General features: G+C 55.3%; 18 protein-coding genes. 4 read left to right on the top strand and 14 right to left on the bottom strand.

Annotation, left to right across the window (positions count from 1 at the left end):
* Positions 1–505: 505 nt before the first annotated feature.
* From Q7C21_RS16170 to Q7C21_RS16215, 10 genes are all read right to left on the bottom strand, one after another.
* A complete protein-coding gene (locus Q7C21_RS16170) occupies positions 506–1,480 on the bottom strand; it encodes a glutathione S-transferase family protein (RefSeq protein WP_090966141.1) in 975 nt (324 codons plus the stop codon).
* Positions 1,481–1,556: 76 nt separating this feature from the next.
* Positions 1,557–1,967, bottom strand: coding sequence for a DoxX family protein (locus Q7C21_RS16175; RefSeq protein WP_110410973.1), 411 nt, complete (start codon positions 1,965–1,967; stop codon positions 1,557–1,559).
* 202 nt (positions 1,968–2,169) lie between these two features.
* The gene (locus Q7C21_RS16180; RefSeq protein WP_033733988.1) at positions 2,170–2,454 is read right to left on the bottom strand and encodes a YqjK-like family protein; all 285 of its coding nucleotides are present in this window, start codon (positions 2,452–2,454) and stop codon (positions 2,170–2,172) included.
* Complete coding sequence (locus Q7C21_RS16185; RefSeq protein WP_003850226.1) at positions 2,454–2,849, bottom strand: phage holin family protein; 396 nt, start codon at positions 2,847–2,849, stop codon at positions 2,454–2,456. Before Q7C21_RS16185 ends, Q7C21_RS16180 begins: the two co-directional genes overlap by 1 nt.
* Positions 2,850–2,851: 2 nt before the next feature.
* Positions 2,852–3,157, bottom strand: a complete 306-nt coding sequence (locus Q7C21_RS16190; RefSeq protein ID WP_003850224.1) for a YqjD family protein — start codon at positions 3,155–3,157, stop codon at positions 2,852–2,854.
* A 35-nt stretch (positions 3,158–3,192) separates the two neighbouring features.
* Positions 3,193–3,567: a DUF1090 domain-containing protein gene (locus Q7C21_RS16195; protein WP_033743157.1), complete on the bottom strand. Its 375-nt coding sequence runs from the start codon at positions 3,565–3,567 to the stop codon at positions 3,193–3,195.
* 189 nt (positions 3,568–3,756) lie between these two features.
* Positions 3,757–4,104: an EnvZ/OmpR regulon moderator MzrA gene (gene mzrA / locus Q7C21_RS16200; protein WP_003850221.1), complete on the bottom strand. Its 348-nt coding sequence runs from the start codon at positions 4,102–4,104 to the stop codon at positions 3,757–3,759.
* Entirely contained in the window at positions 4,104–4,778 is a 675-nt protein-coding gene (locus tag Q7C21_RS16205; protein WP_003850219.1) for a DedA family protein, read from the bottom strand. The genes mzrA and Q7C21_RS16205 overlap by 1 nt, the downstream gene beginning before the upstream one ends.
* A gap of 323 nt (positions 4,779–5,101) precedes the next feature.
* Positions 5,102–5,878 (bottom strand): transcriptional regulator ExuR, encoded by a 777-nt coding sequence (gene exuR / locus Q7C21_RS16210; protein ID WP_003850218.1) that lies wholly within the window; start codon positions 5,876–5,878, stop codon positions 5,102–5,104.
* An 86-nt stretch (positions 5,879–5,964) separates the two neighbouring features.
* On the bottom strand, positions 5,965–7,269 hold the full coding sequence (locus Q7C21_RS16215) for an MFS transporter (protein ID WP_003850215.1): 1,305 nt from the start codon (positions 7,267–7,269) through the stop codon (positions 5,965–5,967).
* 399 nt (positions 7,270–7,668) lie between these two features.
* On the opposite strand from Q7C21_RS16215, the gene uxaC reads away from it, so the two are divergent.
* From uxaC to Q7C21_RS16230, 3 genes are read left to right on the top strand one after another with little or no spacing between them, the layout of a single operon-like run.
* On the top strand, positions 7,669–9,084 hold the full coding sequence (gene uxaC, locus Q7C21_RS16220; protein ID WP_182630127.1) for a glucuronate isomerase: 1,416 nt from the start codon (positions 7,669–7,671) through the stop codon (positions 9,082–9,084).
* Between the two features lie 2 nt (positions 9,085–9,086).
* Entirely contained in the window at positions 9,087–10,535 is a 1,449-nt protein-coding gene (locus Q7C21_RS16225; RefSeq protein ID WP_375150946.1) for a tagaturonate reductase, read from the top strand.
* A 4-nt stretch (positions 10,536–10,539) separates the two neighbouring features.
* A complete protein-coding gene (locus Q7C21_RS16230; protein ID WP_187513267.1) occupies positions 10,540–12,030 on the top strand; it encodes a UxaA family hydrolase in 1,491 nt (496 codons plus the stop codon).
* A 194-nt stretch (positions 12,031–12,224) separates the two neighbouring features.
* Here the strand turns inward: Q7C21_RS16230 and sstT are convergent, their stop codons facing one another.
* The 3 genes from sstT to Q7C21_RS16245 all read right to left on the bottom strand — a co-directional run bounded on the left by sstT (position 12,225) and on the right by Q7C21_RS16245 (position 15,903).
* Complete coding sequence (gene sstT, locus Q7C21_RS16235) at positions 12,225–13,457, bottom strand: serine/threonine transporter SstT (RefSeq protein WP_039659397.1); 1,233 nt, start codon at positions 13,455–13,457, stop codon at positions 12,225–12,227.
* A gap of 235 nt (positions 13,458–13,692) precedes the next feature.
* A complete protein-coding gene (locus tag Q7C21_RS16240) occupies positions 13,693–14,661 on the bottom strand; it encodes a TerC family protein (RefSeq protein ID WP_003850208.1) in 969 nt (322 codons plus the stop codon).
* Between the two features lie 255 nt (positions 14,662–14,916).
* Entirely contained in the window at positions 14,917–15,903 is a 987-nt protein-coding gene (locus tag Q7C21_RS16245; RefSeq protein ID WP_375150892.1) for a Gfo/Idh/MocA family protein, read from the bottom strand.
* 146 nt (positions 15,904–16,049) lie between these two features.
* On the opposite strand from Q7C21_RS16245, the gene Q7C21_RS16250 reads away from it, so the two are divergent.
* Positions 16,050–17,738: a chloride channel protein gene (locus tag Q7C21_RS16250; RefSeq protein ID WP_003850202.1), complete on the top strand. Its 1,689-nt coding sequence runs from the start codon at positions 16,050–16,052 to the stop codon at positions 17,736–17,738.
* Here Q7C21_RS16250 and Q7C21_RS16255 read toward each other — a convergent pair.
* A complete protein-coding gene (locus Q7C21_RS16255) occupies positions 17,735–18,238 on the bottom strand; it encodes a M48 family metallopeptidase (RefSeq protein WP_008925761.1) in 504 nt (167 codons plus the stop codon). The genes Q7C21_RS16250 and Q7C21_RS16255 overlap by 4 nt on opposite strands.
* Between the last annotated feature and the right edge of the window lie 83 nt (positions 18,239–18,321).

Below are 18,321 nucleotides of genomic sequence, written 5' to 3' on the forward strand. Positions count from 1 at the left end.
TTGCGGGCTATGTGCAGGCAGCGATGAATGACTGTCCACGACGCTCTCTATGAAAAGAACGCGGCTTAACGGTCAGCTTCGACTTTTTACCAGAAACCCCGCTCCGGCGGGGTTTTTGCTTTTGCGGGCTATGTGCAGGCAGCGATGAATGACTGTCCACGACGCTCTCTATGAAAAGAACGCGGCTTAACGGTCAGCGTCGACGTTTTACCAGAAACCCCGCTCCGGCGGGGTTTTTGCTTTTGCGGGCTATGTGCAGGCAGCGATGAATGACTGCCCACGATGCGCTCCATGAAAAGAACGCGGCTTACCGGTCAGCGTCGACTTTTTACCAGAAACCCTGCTTCGGCGGGGTTTTTGCTTTATGGGCTGTGTACAGGCAGCGATGAATGACTGTCCACGACGCGCTCCATGAAAAGAACGCGGCTTAACGGTCAGCGTCGATTTTTTACCAGAAACCCCGCTTCGGCGGGGTTTTTGCTTTATGGCGCTATACGAATGCAGCTTAACCGCGGCCGTGCGGTTCATCCCAGTCAAACGCTGGCCCAAGCGAAATCACGCCGTTCGGGTTAATGGTCTTGTGACTGCAATAGTAGTGGTGACGGATATGCGGCAGATTGACTGTCTCTGCAATGCCCGGCATCTGATAGATATCACGCAGGAAACCGCTCAGGTTTCTGTAATCACTGATCCGGTGGCGATCGCACTTAAAGTGAGTCACATAGACGGGATCAAAGCGCACCAGCGTGGTCCACAAACGCAGATCCGCTTCGGTCAGCTGATCGCCGGTAAGATAGCGATGCTGGCCCAGAATCTGCTCCAGTCGCGACAGCGAATGGAACAGCGCAGTCACTGCCTCATCGTACGCGGACTGCGACGTCGCAAAGCCCGATTTATACACGCCGTTATTAACCGTATCGTAGATCCAGCCATTCAGCTCATCAATCTTCTCGCGCAGCGCTACCGGATAGTAGTCACCGGCACGGGCACCGACCGCATCAAACGCACTGTTGAACATGCGGATGATATCAGCCGATTCATTGCTGACGATGGTGTTCTGCTGCTTGTCCCATAATACCGGCACGGTTACACGGCCACTGTACTGCGGGTCAGCATGCAAATAGAGCTGATAAAGGAACTCGTTCTGATAGAGCTTATCGCCCGTCGCATCCTGAAAGGTGTCATCGAAGGTCCAGCCGTTCTCCAGCATCAACGGATGCACCACGGAGACGTCGATCATGCTATCCAGACCCTTCAGCTGACGCATCAGTAGCGTACGGTGCGCCCAGGGGCAGGCCAGCGAGACATAAAGATGATAGCGATCGCGCTCAGCAGCAAATCCCGCTTTGCCCACCGGACCGGCGCTACCGTCCGCCGTGACCCAGTTGCGAAAAGCCGACTCTGAACGTTTGAAACGTCCGCCAGTGGATTTGGTGTCGTACCAGGTGTCATGCCAGACACCGTCAATTAACTGTCCCATAGTGGCTCCAATGCAAACAGGGCGGGGTAATTTCCCCGCCCTGCTAAGTATATGTGGCATTACGCTTTATGTGAGATTAGCGCGCAATCGTCTGTGGTTTTCTTTTGCTGATCAGGCGATCAATGCTGTATGCGCCTGGACCCACCAGACCTAACACCAGGAAACCACCCGCGATAGAGAGGTTTTTCATGAACATCAACTGATTCACACCTTCGGCAAAGTTACTGTGAAACAGAAACGCGGTCAGGATGGTGAAGCCTGCAGTGAACAGGGCAGTGAAACGGGTCAGGAAACCAAACAGAATGGCCAGACCGCCGCCAAACTCCAGCAGAATAACCAGCGGCAGCATAAAGCCAGGGACGCCCATCGCTTCCATATATTGCTGAGTACCTGCATAACCGGTGATCTTGCCCCAGCCGGCCGTAATGAACAGGATTGGCATCAGGATGCGAGCCACTAATAAACCGACATCTTCGAATTTTTTCATCATCTACTCCAGCGCTATCAGGAATGCAGGGCAAGCTGCCCGCAGGGTTTATGCCCGCTGAAAGCACTACTGCGTTCATTGGGTTGATGGCTGGAGATGATAATCGCGGAGTGGAAAGGTTGTAAGCGAGATATACTGTCTGTGTTTTTCAGAAAATCTGATGAAGAAAAGCCGGCCTTTTCAGGACCGGCTATTAACAAAATTAACGCGGTGGCAGAGCCGATTTAATCATGCGCCAGGTACTCCAGGCACCGAATCCCCGTTTGGCCCAGCGTAAGAGCTTACTGGGACTACGAATGGAGTAGACGGCCAGCGCGCTGCTGCCAATAGCCAGATAGCGACGTAAGCTGAGGAAAGTGAACCAGCCACGATCGTAATGGGCGGTCCCTTCCAGCCAGTCACGCCGCGCAGCGCTCAAATCCAGCCGCTGCTGCTGCACATGCTTAAGCAGTTCATGGATGCGTTCTTCACGCTCGCGGCGACTCATCAGCGTTGTTCCTCAAGCAAATTACGATCAGTTTCCAGCTCTTTACGCGTATGGCGTAACAGCGTTGACTGACGCGACTTGTGAAGTGTCCAGAGTCCCAGAATGACCGCCAGCAGGAACAGTGTGCCGGTTGTGATGCCAATGGCCATCAAACGGTACTGTGCATCTACTGCCCAGATAATCAGAACCATCAGGCTCATCAGACCAAATGCAGTGAACAGCATGGTCAGGCCAACCATCAACAGCAGCTGAATCAGGTTAGCTTTCTCATGCTCCAGTTCCACCACTGCCAGACGAACACGCGTCTCGACCATGCCAACCAGCGTGGTCACAATACGCTGGCCGATGTTAATGACCCCTTTAGCCGGGCCGTGGTTATGCTGTGAGTCAGCCATAGTTAGCGACGCGAAATGAGCATGCCCAGTGCGACGCCAATCGCTGCACCGATGCCCACACCATGCCATGGATTTTCACGCACATAGCCTTCAGCTCTCTGTGCCGCTTCACGCGTAGTCGCAGCGATGCGCTCGCTTGATTCGCCCAGACGTTCACGTGAGCTGTCCAGCGCATCACGCGCTTTGCTGCGAAGTTTATCCAGCTCACCTTTGGATTTTTCAGTACTGCTGCTCAGTACTTCTTCCAGGGTATCGGCGAGGTTTTTCAGTTCAGCACGCAAATGTTCCGATGATGTGTCTTTAGACATAAAATACTCCTTTAACATCAGTTGGTTAATTCCAATTAATAGGGCTCCGCCTGTAACTTTTTCAGTTCCCGGCGCGCTTCATCCAGTTTTTGTTGTCGCTTAGCAATCTTTTCCCTGTCATGGCCCTCTTCACGCTCTTCCCTGAGTGCGTGCTCACGCTCTGCAACTTTCTGCTTTTGCGCGTTAATTCTTTCCAGATGGGCGGCTTCAAGCTTTTTATCGCTGCAATCTGCCCGGACTTCGGTCAGCGCGCGCTCCAGACCATTAACCCGGCGCTGGTTGTTGTGCTTTTGCGCCATCCCAATTTCACGCTGAATATCCTGCTCTTTCTGCTCACACAGCGATTCTGCTGCCAGCAGCGAACCCGATAGCGAAAACAGAGCAATGCCCATCAATACTTGATATTTCATCGGTCCTGAACCTTCCATTGCGACCTGACTCCTCATCACCTGCGCGATCTTGTGCCTGCGGGTGCTAAGAATCGACTCTCGCTTAAGCATAGACACCGATAGTAAAAAGTTCAAAGAAGACCGGGAGATAGAGCGGCTTTCAGACCGTCGCGGCATGCGGCAACGGTCTGAAAAAGAGGGAGAGGGGGATTACGCCAGCGAAAGGTGCTGAGAGTGATCGTGCTGCGCCACAATAAAGCCTTGTGGCAACAGGCGGCGCAACACCTTCTGTGCTGCCAGACTCTGTTCTTCGCTGTCAAAATGAATGATCAGCGCATCACCCGCGGGCGTTATGCTTTTGATACGAATACCTTGTGCGCTTAATTGCTGATAGAGATAAAAACCATCTGGCAGCGTTGCACCTGCATGAGAAACCCGAATCTGCACCACTGTCTCGTGCTTCATCAAAGGTGGGATCGCACAGAGCGCGACCAGCGCAAACGCGCCAGCAATCAACCACGGTAACCACCGTTTAGGAATAGCCTGCAGCAGTTTCATTACTCGGCTTTCCCGTTTTGATTCGCCTGTCGTTTACGCCATAACACCACCAGCGATCCCACCAGGCCAAATACCAGCAGCGCCAGTGGCAGCATCATCAGGAAAAACATCATCTCATCTTCGTAACGACGGAAAATCGGGGTTTTTCCCAGCGCGAAGCCGATAACGGTCAAAATTACCACCCACAGGAATGCACTGACCCAGTTAAAGAATTGAAAACGGGCATTGCTGAGGCCTGACAGCCCGGCAATGGTGGGCAGCAGCGTTCGGACAAAGGCGATAAAGCGACCAATCAGCAGGGCAGATAAGCCGTGACGGTGAAACATGCTGTGTGCGCGCAGATGGTACTGGGCAGGCAAATGAGAGAGCCATTTCTGAACCGTGGGGGTATTACCCAGCCAGCGGCCCTGTATGTAACTCACCCAGCAGCCAAGACTGGCGCCGGTCGTCAGAACCAGAATCGTTAAAGGGAAACTCATGGTGCCTTTGGCAATCAGTACACCGACCAGAATCAGCAGACTGTCACCCGGCAGAAACGCGGCGGGAAGAAGGCCATTTTCTAAAAATAAAATCATGAACAACACGCCGTAAATGGCCCATACCAGCGTGGGATCGGAGAGAGTTTCATAGTCCTGTTGCCACAGGGCATGCAGCAACGCTTGCAAAATATCCATCAATCATTCCTGAACATCATTGTTAAACATGTCCCACAGGGACTTAAACGCAGACCGGCATTTCGTTATAAATTTTAGGCGCGCAGCCTGGGCGGGATTTTCCGGATCCTTCCAGAATCGATTGTTAAATCAGCAACTTTATAAACCCTTGTCGCAAAGGGTAATAAAAGGGCGATAACTGTAACAAAAATCGCCTGTCTGAGACAGTAAAACTCTCTTGCGAACAGGAGTTTTACCTTGTGAAACGCCCTGTAAAAAGGAGCTTTACATGACCTGACACTATTGCAGATTAACTGACCATCTCAGGCTGTTTTCAGGCGCTTTTAGCGGGCGTTATTGGACCCATCAGGCAGGATGACCGGATTCTCACCGAACATGTAACGATCCACGTTAAATTCAAAATCATCCGCCGTCGCGTTAAACAGCATCTGTTTAGTATTTTCCAGATGTTGCCACATCGCCAGTTTGCTGGCGGCGGGATCTTTACGCATCAGCGCTTTGAGAATCTGATCGTGGTCGTCGCACCAGCTGAGAATGCTGCGCTGGTCGATATGTTCATGAAGTTTGAGCCAGTAGGGATTGTGCAGGCGGTGCAGCCACATTTTTTCAACGATGGCGGCTAAAGCACTGTTCTGGGTGGATTGCGCGATGCGCACATGAAACTGCATGTCCCACTCGGAATCACGGAAGTGATCCTCCTGGCGGGCTTTTTCCTGAATCGCCATCAGGTCGATAATGTCCTGACGCGTGACCTGGGTGGCTGCGAACTCGGCCACGTTACTTTCAATGAGCTGGCGCGCCTGCAGTAGCTCAAACGGGCCAAAGGTGGCAAATTCCAGCTGGCTGCTGGTGGGGGCGATGCGATTCTGCTGCTGGCTGGCAATGACGTGAATACCCGATCCTTTACGGACCTCAACATAGCCTTCTACTTCCAGCATGATGATCGCTTCACGGACAACGGTGCGGCTCACTTCCATCTCTTCGGCAATCAGGCGTTCAGCAGGCAGTTTGTCGCCCACCGGATAGATTCCGGTTTCAATGCGGCTTTTGAGCTCGCTGGCAAGCTGTTGGTAGAGTCGACGGGATTCAGTGAGGTCCATAGCACAATCCTGGTAGCAGACAGATAAGTTGTTATACCACTTCAGGCGGTGCGAGGAAATGGGCTGGCTCGCGCCAGCCCGGCAAATCAATTGTGAACGGCGCTGGCTGGTGGAATCACCGTTTCCGCTTCCAGCTCTGAAATCGGTTTATTTTTCAGGACGGTCCAGATCACTGCGGCACCCAGCAGATCGAACACCGCCAGGGCAGCAAACAGCGGGCTGAAGCCCAGCGTATCGGCCAGGGCACCCACGACCAGCGCAAACATCGTGCTGGCGGTCCAGGCTGCCATGCCGGTCAGGCCGTTAGCCGTCGCGACTTCATTACGGCCGAAAACGTCTGACGACAGGGTAATGAGCGCACCTGAAAGGGCCTGATGCGCAAAGCCGCCGACGCACAGCAGACCAATGGCGACGTAAGGGCTGGTGAACAGGCCAATGGTGCCTGGCGCAATCATTAACAGCGCACCCATCGTCACCACCATTTTACGGGAAACGATCAGGTTAACGCCGAACCAGCGCTGAAACAGCGGCGGCAGATAGCCGCCCAGGATGCAGCCGAAGTCCGCGAACAGCATCGGCATCCAGGCGAACATCGCAATCTCTTTCAGATTGAAGCCGTACACCTTAAACATAAACAGCGGAATCCAGGCGTTGAAGGTTCCCCACGCCGGTTCTGCCAGAAAACGCGGCAGAGCAATGCCCCAGAACTGGCGGTTACGGATAATCTGCAGCGCCGACATTTTGCGGGTGTTACCGGTCTGATGCTGTGCTTCCTGACCGGAGATAATGTAGTCGCGCTCTTCATCACTCAGCTTCTTCTGCTGTTTCGGATGTTTGTAAAACACCAGCCAGCAGAGTGCCCAGACCATGCTCAGCACACCGGTCATGATAAAGGCCATCTGCCAGCTGTGTGCCACGATTGCCCAGACCACCAGCGGCGGAGCCAGCATCGCACCGATAGATGAACCGACGTTAAAGTAGCCTACCGCGACCGAACGCTCTTTGGCCGGGAACCACTCACTACTCGCTTTGAGACCCGCCGGGATCATCGCCGCTTCAGCCGCACCGACGGCACCACGCGCCAGAGCAAGGCCGCCCCAGCTGCCTGCCATCGCCGTGGCGGCACAGAAGATTGCCCACAGCACAGCAAACACGGCGTAGCCGACTTTGGTGCCCAGCAGATCCAGCACATAACCCGCCACCGGTTGCATCAGCGTATAGCAGGCTGAATAGGCCGCAATGATGTATGAATACTGCTGCGTAGTGATATGCAACTCTGTCATCAATGTCGGGGCCGCCACGGCGATGGTATTACGGGTCAGATACCCTAATACCGTACCGATCGTCACCAGTCCAATCATGTACCAGCGTAACCCTTTGATCTTACGCATCCTCTACCTCTTCCAGTTCTGTATGCGGTCTTGCCGCTGTTGTTATCTGGAGCGGGACAGCCCGTGATGCAGCTCTGCTCACGCCCGCAGGTTCTGTCTGAGCAACCCTGTTCTTACCTTGCCATTTGTGGGCCGCTAACGACCTCACGATAGGACGAGAGCCTAACTTGTTATACAACTTTAAAAGTTGAGAGCCATCACAAAAACCCTTTCTGCACTGTGGGATACTGGAAACCTGCGTAATGACAGCCATTTAGCGCGCTGCGGGCGACAAAAATGTCCATAACGGTAGCCAGACATCGCCGTTTATGTGAGCAGGATCGCAAATAAATCCGTAACGGACTAAAATTGGTATGATAACTTTGGGCCATCAGTGGTTCAGTAGATGAGGAAGCATGTATGTCACGTTTCATGACCGAGGATTTTTTGCTGGATAGTGAATTCGCCCGCCGTCTCTATCACGACTACGCGAAGGATCAGCCGATTTTCGACTATCACTGCCACTTACCGCCGCAGCAGATTGCCGAAAATTATCGCTTTGCCAATCTTTATGACATCTGGCTGAAGGGCGATCACTACAAGTGGCGGGCAATGCGCGCCAACGGTGTGGCTGAGGCGTTCTGTACCGGCAATGCCAGCGATCGTGAAAAGTTTGACGCCTGGGCGCGTACCGTGCCGCACACCATCGGCAACCCGCTCTATCACTGGACCCATCTGGAATTACGCCGGCCTTTCGGCATTACCGACACGCTGCTTTCTGAGAAAACGGCTGACAGCATCTGGCATCGCTGCAATGAACTGCTGGCGCAGGATAGCTTCACCACGCGTGGCATCATGCAGCAGATGAAGGTGAAGATGGTCGGCACCACAGACGATCCGCTGGATGACCTGCGCCATCACCGCGCGCTGGCAGACGACACCAGTTTCAGCGTTAAAGTGCTGCCAAGCTGGCGTCCGGACAAAGCCTTTAATATCGAAGCCGACACCTTCCTGCCGTGGATTGAGACGCTGGAACAACTGACCGACATCAGCGTGCAGCGTTTTGACGATCTGCGCAGCGCACTGTATCAGCGGCTGGATCACTTTGCGGCGCATGGCTGTAAAGTCTCGGATCACGCGCTGGATGTGGTCTGTTATGCCGAGGCGGACGACGCCACGCTGGATGTGATTCTGGCGCGCCGTCGCAGCGGTACAGCACCGAATCCGCACGAAACGGCGCAGTTCAAAACGGCGGTACTGGTCTGGCTGGGCAGCGAATATGCCCGCCGTGGCTGGGTACAGCAGTATCACATTGGCGCACTGCGCAATACCAACCCACGCCAGTACCAGTTGCTGGGGCCGGATGTGGGCTTTGACTCCATTAACGACCAGCCGCTGGCTGAACCGCTGGCCCGCCTGCTGGGCGCACAGAACCTTAATAATGCGCTGCCGAAAACCATCCTCTATTGCCTGAATCCGCGCGATAACGAAGTACTGGCGACGATGGCAGGCAACTTCCAGGGTGAAGGTCAGGCGGGGAAAATGCAGTTTGGTTCCGCCTGGTGGTTCAATGACCAGCTAGACGGTATGCAGCGTCAGATGACCCAGCTGGCGCAGATTGGCCTGCTGAGCCGCTTCGTCGGGATGCTGACCGACAGCCGCAGCTTCCTCTCTTACACCCGCCACGAATATTTCCGCCGGTTGCTGTGCCAGATGATTGGCCGCTGGGTAGAGCAGGGTGAAGCGCCAGCCGATGAAGCGCTGTTAGGCCAGATGGTTCAGAACATCTGCTTCAACAATGCCCGCGATTACTTCGGCATCGAGCTGGGAGCCTGATGATGAAAAGGCTAAACCGCCACGACTTCCCGGGCACACGCTATCGCGACCGGGTCATTCAGTTCGGCGAAGGTAACTTCCTGCGCGCTTTTATTGACTGGCAGATTGACTGGCTGAATGAACATCAGGGCACCGATGCCGGAATTGTGGTGGTGCGGCCGCGCAACCGTGAAGTCAGCGACAGCCTGAATCAGCAGGATGGCCTCTACACCACGCTGATCCGCGGACTCAACGATCAGGGCGAGCAGGTCAGTGAAACCCGGCTGATCCGCAGCCTCAACCGTGAGATCCAGCCCTGGCAGCAGTTTGGTGAATTTTTGGCGCTGGCCCGGAATCCCGACCTGCGCATGGTTTTCTCCAACACCACTGAGGCGGGCATCGCCTTTGTCGGCACGGATCAGCTCACCGATCAGCCCGCCAGCAGCTTCCCCGGCAAACTGACGCAGTTGCTGTGGGCGCGCTATTCCCATTTCAATGGCGCCAGCGATCGTGGCTGGCTGGTGGTGCCGTGTGAGCTGATTGACCATAACGGCGACGCGTTGCGCAATCTGGTGCTGCGTTACGCCGATCACTGGCACCTGCCATCCGAATTTAAAACCTGGGTTCATGAGCACTGTGCTTTCTATAACACCTTGGTTGACCGCATCGTTACCGGCTTTCCGGCGGAAAGCGAGCAGTTGCAACGTGAACTGGGTTATGAAGATCGCTATCTGGTGGCGGGCGAAGTCTACTACCAGTTTGTGATTCAGGGGCCGTCGGCGCTGTTCAGTGAACTGAAACTGGCGGCGCTGTCGCCACACGTGCGTCATGTGGATGACATTGCGCCCTATAAAGCGCAGAAAGTGGCGATCCTCAATGGCGCACATACCGCGATGGTGCCGGTGGCGTTTCTGGCCGGTCTTGAAAGTGTCGGGGAGGCGATGGCCGATCAGGCGATTGCCGGATTTGTGGATAACCTGCTGCGTCATGAAGTGATCCCGACGCTGGATCTGCCAGCCGATGAACTGCACGCCTTTGCTGATGCGGTACAACGCCGCTTCCGCAATCCGTTCATTCGCCATGCGCTGCTCTCGATTGCGCTTAATGGCATGACCAAGTTCCGCACCCGTCTGTTAACGCCACTGCTTGCCGCGCATCAGCAAACGGGCAACTGGCCGACACACATCACTTTTGCGCTGGCGGCGCTGATCGCCTTTTATCGCGGCGAGTCAGCCGGTAAAAGCTGGCCATTACAGGATGAGCCGCAGTGGTTACAGCACTACGCCGACGCCTGGAAAGCACTTGATGCGGATCAGCTGTCACCGCAACAGCTGGTGCACGGCGTGCTTAGCGACGCGCAACACTGGGGCGAAGATTTAACCCGTCAGCCCGGACTGGCTACGGTTGTCACCCAACACCTGCAAAATATCATCGCCCACGGAATGCGTGAGGCGCTGAGCCAACTGAGATAACGCTATGCAAGACGCAATTAAAATTGACCCCCGCGACAATGTCGCCGTGGCGTTACGTGACTTAGAGGCGGGCGCGACCATAGCGCTGCCACCACTGAGTGTGTCGGTGCAACAGGCGGTCGGGCGCGGGCATAAATTTGCCCTGCAGCCTATCGCCCAGGATGAGCTGGTGATCAAGTATGGGTTGCCGATTGCCCATGCCACCCAGCCTGTGGCCGCCGGTGAGTTAATCCATTCGCAGAACGCCCGCACCAATCTCAGCGATCTGGATGAGTATGCGTATCAGCCTGAGTTCGTGAACTTACCGCCGCAGCCGGGTGATCGTGAGGTACAGATCTATCGTCGTGCTAACGGCGAAGTCGGCATCCGCAATGAGCTGTGGATCCTGCCGACCGTCGGCTGTGTAAACGGCATTGCGCGTCAGATCCTGCAGCGTTTCCTGAAAGAAACACAGGAGGCCGAAGGAATCGATGGCGCATTCCTTTTCAGCCACACCTTCGGCTGTTCGCAACTGGGGCAGGACCACGAAAATACCCGCACCATGCTGCAGAATATGGTGCGCCACCCTAATGCGGGTGCGGTGCTGGTGATTGGTCTCGGCTGTGAAAACAATCAGGTCGATGTTTTCCGTGAGACCCTCGGCGCGTTTGAAAGCGACCGGGTCGAATTTATGGTGTGCCAGCAGCATGATGATGAGGTTGAAGCCGGGCTGGAGCGCCTGCATGCCTTGTATGAAAAAATGCGGCATGACCGGCGTGAACCAGGCAAACTCAGCGAGCTGAAGTTTGGTCTGGAGTGCGGCGGTTCGGACGGTTTGTCTGGCATCACGGCCAACCCGTTACTGGGGCGTTTCTCGGACCAGATGATCGCCAATGGCGGCACGACTGTGCTGACCGAAGTGCCAGAAATGTTTGGCGCAGAGCGGATTCTGATGAGTCGCTGTCGCGACGAAGAGACCTTCGGCAAAACAGTCGCCATGATCAATGACTTCAAGCAGTACTTTATCGATCACCAGCAGCCCATCTACGAGAATCCGTCGCCGGGCAATAAAGCAGGCGGCATCACCACGCTGGAAGAGAAGTCACTGGGCTGTACTCAGAAAGCGGGGCAGAGTCAGGTCGTCGATGTGCTGAAGTATGGCGAGCGGTTAAAAACGCCTGGTCTCAATCTGCTGAGTGCGCCGGGCAATGATGCGGTCGCTACCAGTGCGCTGGCAGGAGCCGGTTGCCACATGGTGCTGTTCAGTACCGGACGCGGCACGCCATATGGCGGTTTTGTGCCAACAGTGAAGCTGGCGACCAACACGCCGCTGGCGGAGAAGAAACCGCACTGGATCGACTTTAATGCTGGACGGTTGATCGAGGGCATGAGCATGGATGCGCTGCTGGAAGATTTTGTCGACAGCATTGTGGCGATTGCCAGCGGTCAGCCGACCAACAACGAGAAGAACGACTTCCGCGAGCTGGCGATTTTCAAAAGTGGTGTGACGTTATAGTCTGCCGGACGAAATGGCGGCCTTGAGGTCGTCATTACCGTCGGTTAATCCTGTGCCCTTCGCGGATGGCAGAGTCCGATCGCAAAGTCGCTTAAAGCATCCCTGCTCGCTCGGCCCGCGCCTTCCCTGGCGCGGGACGCTTTGCTCTTCGGACTCTGCCACCCGCTCTTTGAGCTTTTGAGCTATCTGAAAGATTAAGCCCGGCTGGTTTCGCGCTCTGCTTCTGCCTGACAGACGGCGGCAGTAAACAGAATATCAGTAGAGGAATTCAGCGCGGTTTCCGCCGAATCCTGCAGTACGCCGATAATAAAGCCGACCGCCACCACCTGCATCGCCAGGTCATTCGGAATGCCGAACATATTGCAGGCTACCGGAATCAGCAGCAGCGAACCGCCCGCCACGCCCGATGCACCACAAGCGCAGAGTGACGCCACCAGACTCAGCAGAATCGCCGTCGGCACATCAATGCTGATCCCCAGCGTATGCACCGCCGCCAGCGTCAGCACGGTAATCGTGATCGACGCACCCGCCATACTGATGGTTGCGCCCAGAGGAATCGACACCGAATAGGTATCCTCATCCAGATCCAGACGTTTCGCCAGCGCCATATTCACCGGAATGTTGGCAGCAGAACTGCGGGTAAAGAAGGCAGTGACGCCACTTTCACGCAGGCAGGTGAAGACCAGTGGATAAGGGTTACGGCGGATTTTAGAGAACACCAGCATCGGGTTCACCACCAGTGCCATCAGCAGCATACAGCCGATCAACAGCGCCAGCAGATGCGCATATTGCCACAGTGCCCCAAAGCCGGTTGAAGCCAGAATCGATGCCACCAGACCGAAAATACCGACTGGCGCGCAGCGGATGACGCAGCGTACCAGCCAGGTTACGGCATGAGACGCATCATTCAGCAAGGCGCGGGTGCTGTCACTGCTGTGACGGAACGCCAGCCCCAGGCCAATGGCCCACACCAGAATGCCAATATAGTTAGCCTGCATCAGCGCGGTGATTGGGTTGGCGACCATGCTCATCAGCAGCCCATGGAGCACTTCGGTGATGCCGGAAGGAGGAACGATTTCCGTTGTGCCTGCCGCCAGTGTAAGTGTCTGCGGAACCAGATGGCTGAAGACCACCGCGACCACCGCCGCGAAAAAGGTGCTCAGCAGATAGAGCATGATAATTGGCCGGATATTACTTTTCTGGCCCTGCTGGTGGTTGGCAATCGAGGCGATCACCAGCATCAGTACCAGCAATGGCGCGACCGCTTTCAGCGCACTGACAAACAGTTCACCCAGCAGACCGACTGCCAGCGCGGCATCGTGTGAAATCCAGGCGAGCGCCACACCAGCGATCAGCCCAATCAAGATTTGCTTCACCAGGCTTCCGGCGAGCAGCGTGCCCAGTCGTGCGGAGAAAGTTTTCTGCATAATATTTTCTGTATTTTGTCGCGGATGTAGTTTCAGACGCGATGTTTTACATCGGCTAAAACGGTTTGCCCGGCGGAGTATAAGGAAAACATCAGATGAGAAAAGAGAAAGTTCTGTCAGTGTGGCGCAGGTCAGATTTTAATTATGCTGAATAGTGGAAGTGTGACAGAGGGATGAAATGGCACGACAGTCTGTCGCAAAATAAAACAGGGGCATACGCTGCCCCTGCAGGTAATTATGGTGCGATCTTTTTCTGATCTCTTTTGCGGTTAACCCAGGCATTAATCAGCAGGGTTGAGGCCAGAATGGCGCCGACCACACCCAGTGAGATACCAACCGGGATATGGTACAGGTCCACAATCAGCATCTTAAAGCCGATAAACACCAGCACAATCGCCAGACCATACTTCAGCATCGAGAAGCGTTCTGCCACGTTTGCCAGCAGGAAGTACATGGCACGCAAGCCCAGGATAGCGAACAGGTTTGAGGTCAGCACGATGAACGGGTCGGTGGTTACGGCGAAAATGGCCGGGATACTGTCGACGGCAAAGATCACATCGCTGAGTTCCACCATGATTAGCACCAGCAGCAGCGGGGTCGCAAACAGCACGCCGTTTTTGCGGGTAAAGAACTTCTCGCCGTCGAGATCATCGGTCATGCGTAAATGCTTACGCAACCAGCGCACCACCGGTTTGTCACCCACTGCACCGTCATCCTCTTTCGCCAGCGCCATCTTCACACCGGTAAACAGCAGGAAGGCACCGAACACATAGAGGATCCAGCTGAACTGGGTGACCAGCCAGCTACCGGCAAAGATCATGATAGTACGCAGCACGATAGCGCCTAACACACCGTAGATCAGTACACGGCGCTGCAGGTTAGCCGGAATAGAGAAGTAGCTGAACAGCATCAGCCAGACGAAGACGTTATCTACCGCCAGCGCTTTTTCCAGAACGTAGCCGGTCAGGAAGGCGAGCGTCTGGGTGTTAGCGACTTCACGTCCCACGCTGCCCTCCAGATACCACCAGAAAGCGGCGCTAAACAGCAGTGAGACGGAAACCCAGATCAGCGACCAGACAGCCGCCTGTTTGAAAGACATGGTCTGCGCGCCGCGGCGTCCCTGCAACAGCAGGTCGATAGCCAGCATGATAAGCACCACAACCGCAAAGCTGCCCCAGAGTAAAGGCGTACCCACAGTTTGCATATTCGTATCCTGTCTTAAAAAGAAAAAAACGGCTGAAGTCAGAAGACGTCAGCCGCTTATTTTTGTGTAAGCAAACCTCGCCTTCCGGCAAGGTCTCACTTACAACACAGAAATCGATTCCGGGTTGCCTGATGACCGGATGCTTTCGCAACGTAGTGACGATCAATCAGCTTACAAGTTACTCCCCTTTGCAGGAGAGTAAGTTACGGTTTAGCCGCACAGGAAGCAACCTATCTCAGACATATTTAGAAATATTTACACAGCAGCCTGATCGGCCGGGAAGATGACACCGGTCTGGCGGCGGATTTCGGTCAGAAGCGCGGCGGTAATCCGCGAAACCTCCAGTCCGGGATGGTCCACCTGAGGCTGCTCAACCAGCCGTGCAAACGCAGCCGCTTCATATAGCATGGTGTTGATATGCTGCGGCTCACTCAGCGCCTGCTTTTCAGCACCACGAGGAATAAAGTTCAGCTTCTGGCACTCCGAAAGCTTCTCAATGACCAGCGTACCCGCTTCACCCTGAATTTCGCTGGGCAGTGAAGAGTCACTCACCTTGGAATGCAGAATCGTCACGTCGAAATCGCCGTAGCTCAGCACCACCACGCCATGGGCATCCACGCCGCTCTCCAGCAACGTCGCGGTGGCCTGCACACGGTCTGGCTCGCCCCATAGTGCTACTGCCGATGCCAGGCAGTAATAACCGATATCCATGACTGAGCCATTCGACCAGCGGGGATCAAAGGTATTAGGGTTCTCGCCGTTGAGATAACGCGGATAACGTGAGGAGTACTGGCAGTAATTCAGCAGGGCTTTTCGCAGTGTACCCACGTCTGGCAGCGCCTGCTTCAGCCGCTGGAAGTTTGGCAGGCTGGCGGTTTTAAACGCCTCGAACAGCACCACCTGATGCTCACGGGCGCAGGCGATCATCTGCTCCACTTCCGCCAGGTTAGAGGCCAGCGGTTTTTCGCAAATCACATGCTTGCCGTGCGACATAAACAGCAGCGCCTGCTGGCAGTGCAGAGCATTGGGGCTGGCAAGATAGACCGCGTCGATCTCCGGGCAGGCGGCCAGGGCATCCAGTGAGGTAAAGGTCTGTTTGCAGGGATAATCAGCAATAAAGTCGTCGGCCTGCTGCTGACTGCGTGAGTAGACCGCACAGAGCTTCATCGCTCCGGTTTCATGGGCGGCATCAATAAACTGGCGTGTAATCCAGTTTGTTCCCACAATGGCAAAACGAATCACGTCATCTCTCCGGCAGCGTTAAAGCGGCAGAGTAACATCTCCCCGAGGCGGTGCAAGGGGGCCGGGTACGCAAGGATTGATCCTGCGATCCGCATTCCAATAATATGCTGAAGCCATGATATTCAGGCATCAACCAGGGAGCGAAGGTGAAAGCAAGTAAGCACGCATTAAACTGGACCACACTACTGATCGCCATTCCGGTCGGGTGTGCGGCGTCGCTGGTGACGCTGGCTTTTCGCGGCGTGATAGAACTGATCAACCATCTGCTCTTTGCCCGAAGTGGCGAAATTACCGAATCCCTGCATCTCTGGCCGTGGATCTTCTGGCCGCTGCTGGTGGGGGCGGGCGGGGTGCTGGCGGGCTATTTTTTGCGTTATGCGGTTGCCATTGAGCAACAGCAGACGGTGAAAACGGATTATCTTGAAGTGATCAACGCCCGACTCGATGCGGTACCGACACGAACCTCGCTGTTCCGTGCCTTATCGTCGATTGCCAGTATCGGCAGCGGTGCGTCGATCGGTAAAGAGGGGCCGATGGTGCAGCTTTCGGCGCTGTGCGGCAGTGCGATTGGCCGCCTGTTACCGGCCTCACTGAACCTGAAAAACAGTGACGTGGTGGCGATGGCGGCTGCGGCGGGCCTGGCGTCGGTCTATCATGCGCCGCTGGCCTCGGCGATTTTTGTGGCGGAGATTGCGTTTGGTATTTCTGCGTTGCAGCGGCTGATCCCTCTGATTATCGCGTCGGCGACAGCGGTGATGACCATGTGGACGCTGGGCTTCCGCAGCGCGCTCTATCCACTGGCAGACGCAAACTTCGCCATGGATCTCAGCAGCCTGTTGATGACGGTGGTCATTGGTTTGAGCGCCGGTCTGGCGGGCTGGCTTCTGATTAAATGCATCGCCCGCAGCAAAGTACTGTTCAGCGGCATCGCTTCTCTGCCCTTGCGCCTGGGCGCGGGTGGATTCGCCGTCGGCTTACTGGCGCTGATCTCTACTGATATTCTCGGCAACGGCTACGAAGTCATCGTCAAAGTCATGGCAGGCGACTATCTGCTGCCGGGATTACTGCTGTTGCTGGTGCTGAAGACCCTCGCCACCAGCCTGTCTGTGGGGTCCAACGCTGTCGGCGGACTCTTTACGCCTTCGCTGCTGATAGGCGCGCTGCTTGGGGTGATTATCGCGATGATCGGGGCGGCGCTGCATCTGCCGCTGGGCAATGTGCTGCTTTATGCCGCGATTGGCATGGCAGCGGTGCTGGCGGCGGTCAGTCAGGCGCCATTGATGGCGATGCTGATGGTGCTGGAGATGACGCTGAATAGCAGCCTGCTGTTTCCGCTGATGATAGCAACGGTGCTGGCGTCGATGGTGGTTTATCGCCTGCAATCCGCCAGTACCTATCCAGTGGTGAGTCATCACTTCAGCCGTTCAGAAGCGAAATACGATTTCGATAACATGCGCATTGCTGAGCTGATCATTCCTGGTGCGGCATTGCAGCCGGAGGAGTCAGTGGGGCAGGCGCTGGCGGTCAGTTCGCTGAAGCGTGAGCGCTACGTCTATGTAATCAACGCCGCAGGTGCTTTCCTCGGTGTGGTCTCGATCCATGAGATTTCGCGCCGGGTGCTGGCGCAGGAGATTACTCTCGACTCACCGGTACAGTGTGTCATGGATCAGGATTTCCCGGTGGTCTATCAGAATCAGAGTATGCGTGAGGGGTGGGAGGCGTTTGCGGCGGTGACGCTGGAACGACTGCCGGTGCTGAATAATCCCCAGGAGCGACGCTTTCTGGGGGCGCTGACTAAAACCAGCCTGATTCAGAAAGCGCAGGAGTTTCTTTAAGCCGCATTGCCGCGCATCGCCTGGTCAGTCATCCACAGGCGTGCGTCAAATTCGAGCTGGTGGTAATCCGGCTCCATATGGCAGCAGAGCTGGTAAAACGCTTTATCGTGGTCTTTCTCTTTCAGGTGGGCCAGCTCATGCACCACGATCATCCGCAGAAATGGCTCAGGGGCGAGGCGGAAAAAGGTTGAGATACGGATTTCCGCTTTCGCCTTGAGTTTGCCGCCCTGAATCCGCGAGATAGCCGTGTGCAGTCCAAGTGCATGCTTCATCACCTTGATCTTGTTATCCCACATCACTTTGCTGATTGGCGGCGCGTTGCGCATATAGCGGTTTTTCAGCGCCTGCGTGTAGTCATACAGCGCCTTATCACTGATCACGTCGTGGGTGTCAGGATAGCGTTCCTGCAGAAATGCACCTAAGCGCTGGTGGGCGATTAGCGTCTGGACCTGCTCAAGAAGAGGGGCAGGATAACCCTGAAGGTAGATCAGTGAGGACATTAGGGATTCCTGGCGAAAGACAGTATACTGCGCCCCCGATTTTGGGGCGAAAATCAATCAAAGTGTACCACGCCGGAGAATTC

Origin of the sequence: Pantoea sp. ANP04, from assembly GCF_041982285.1 — a bacterium.
GTDB classification, from domain to species: Bacteria; Pseudomonadota; Gammaproteobacteria; order Enterobacterales; family Enterobacteriaceae; genus Pantoea; species Pantoea eucalypti.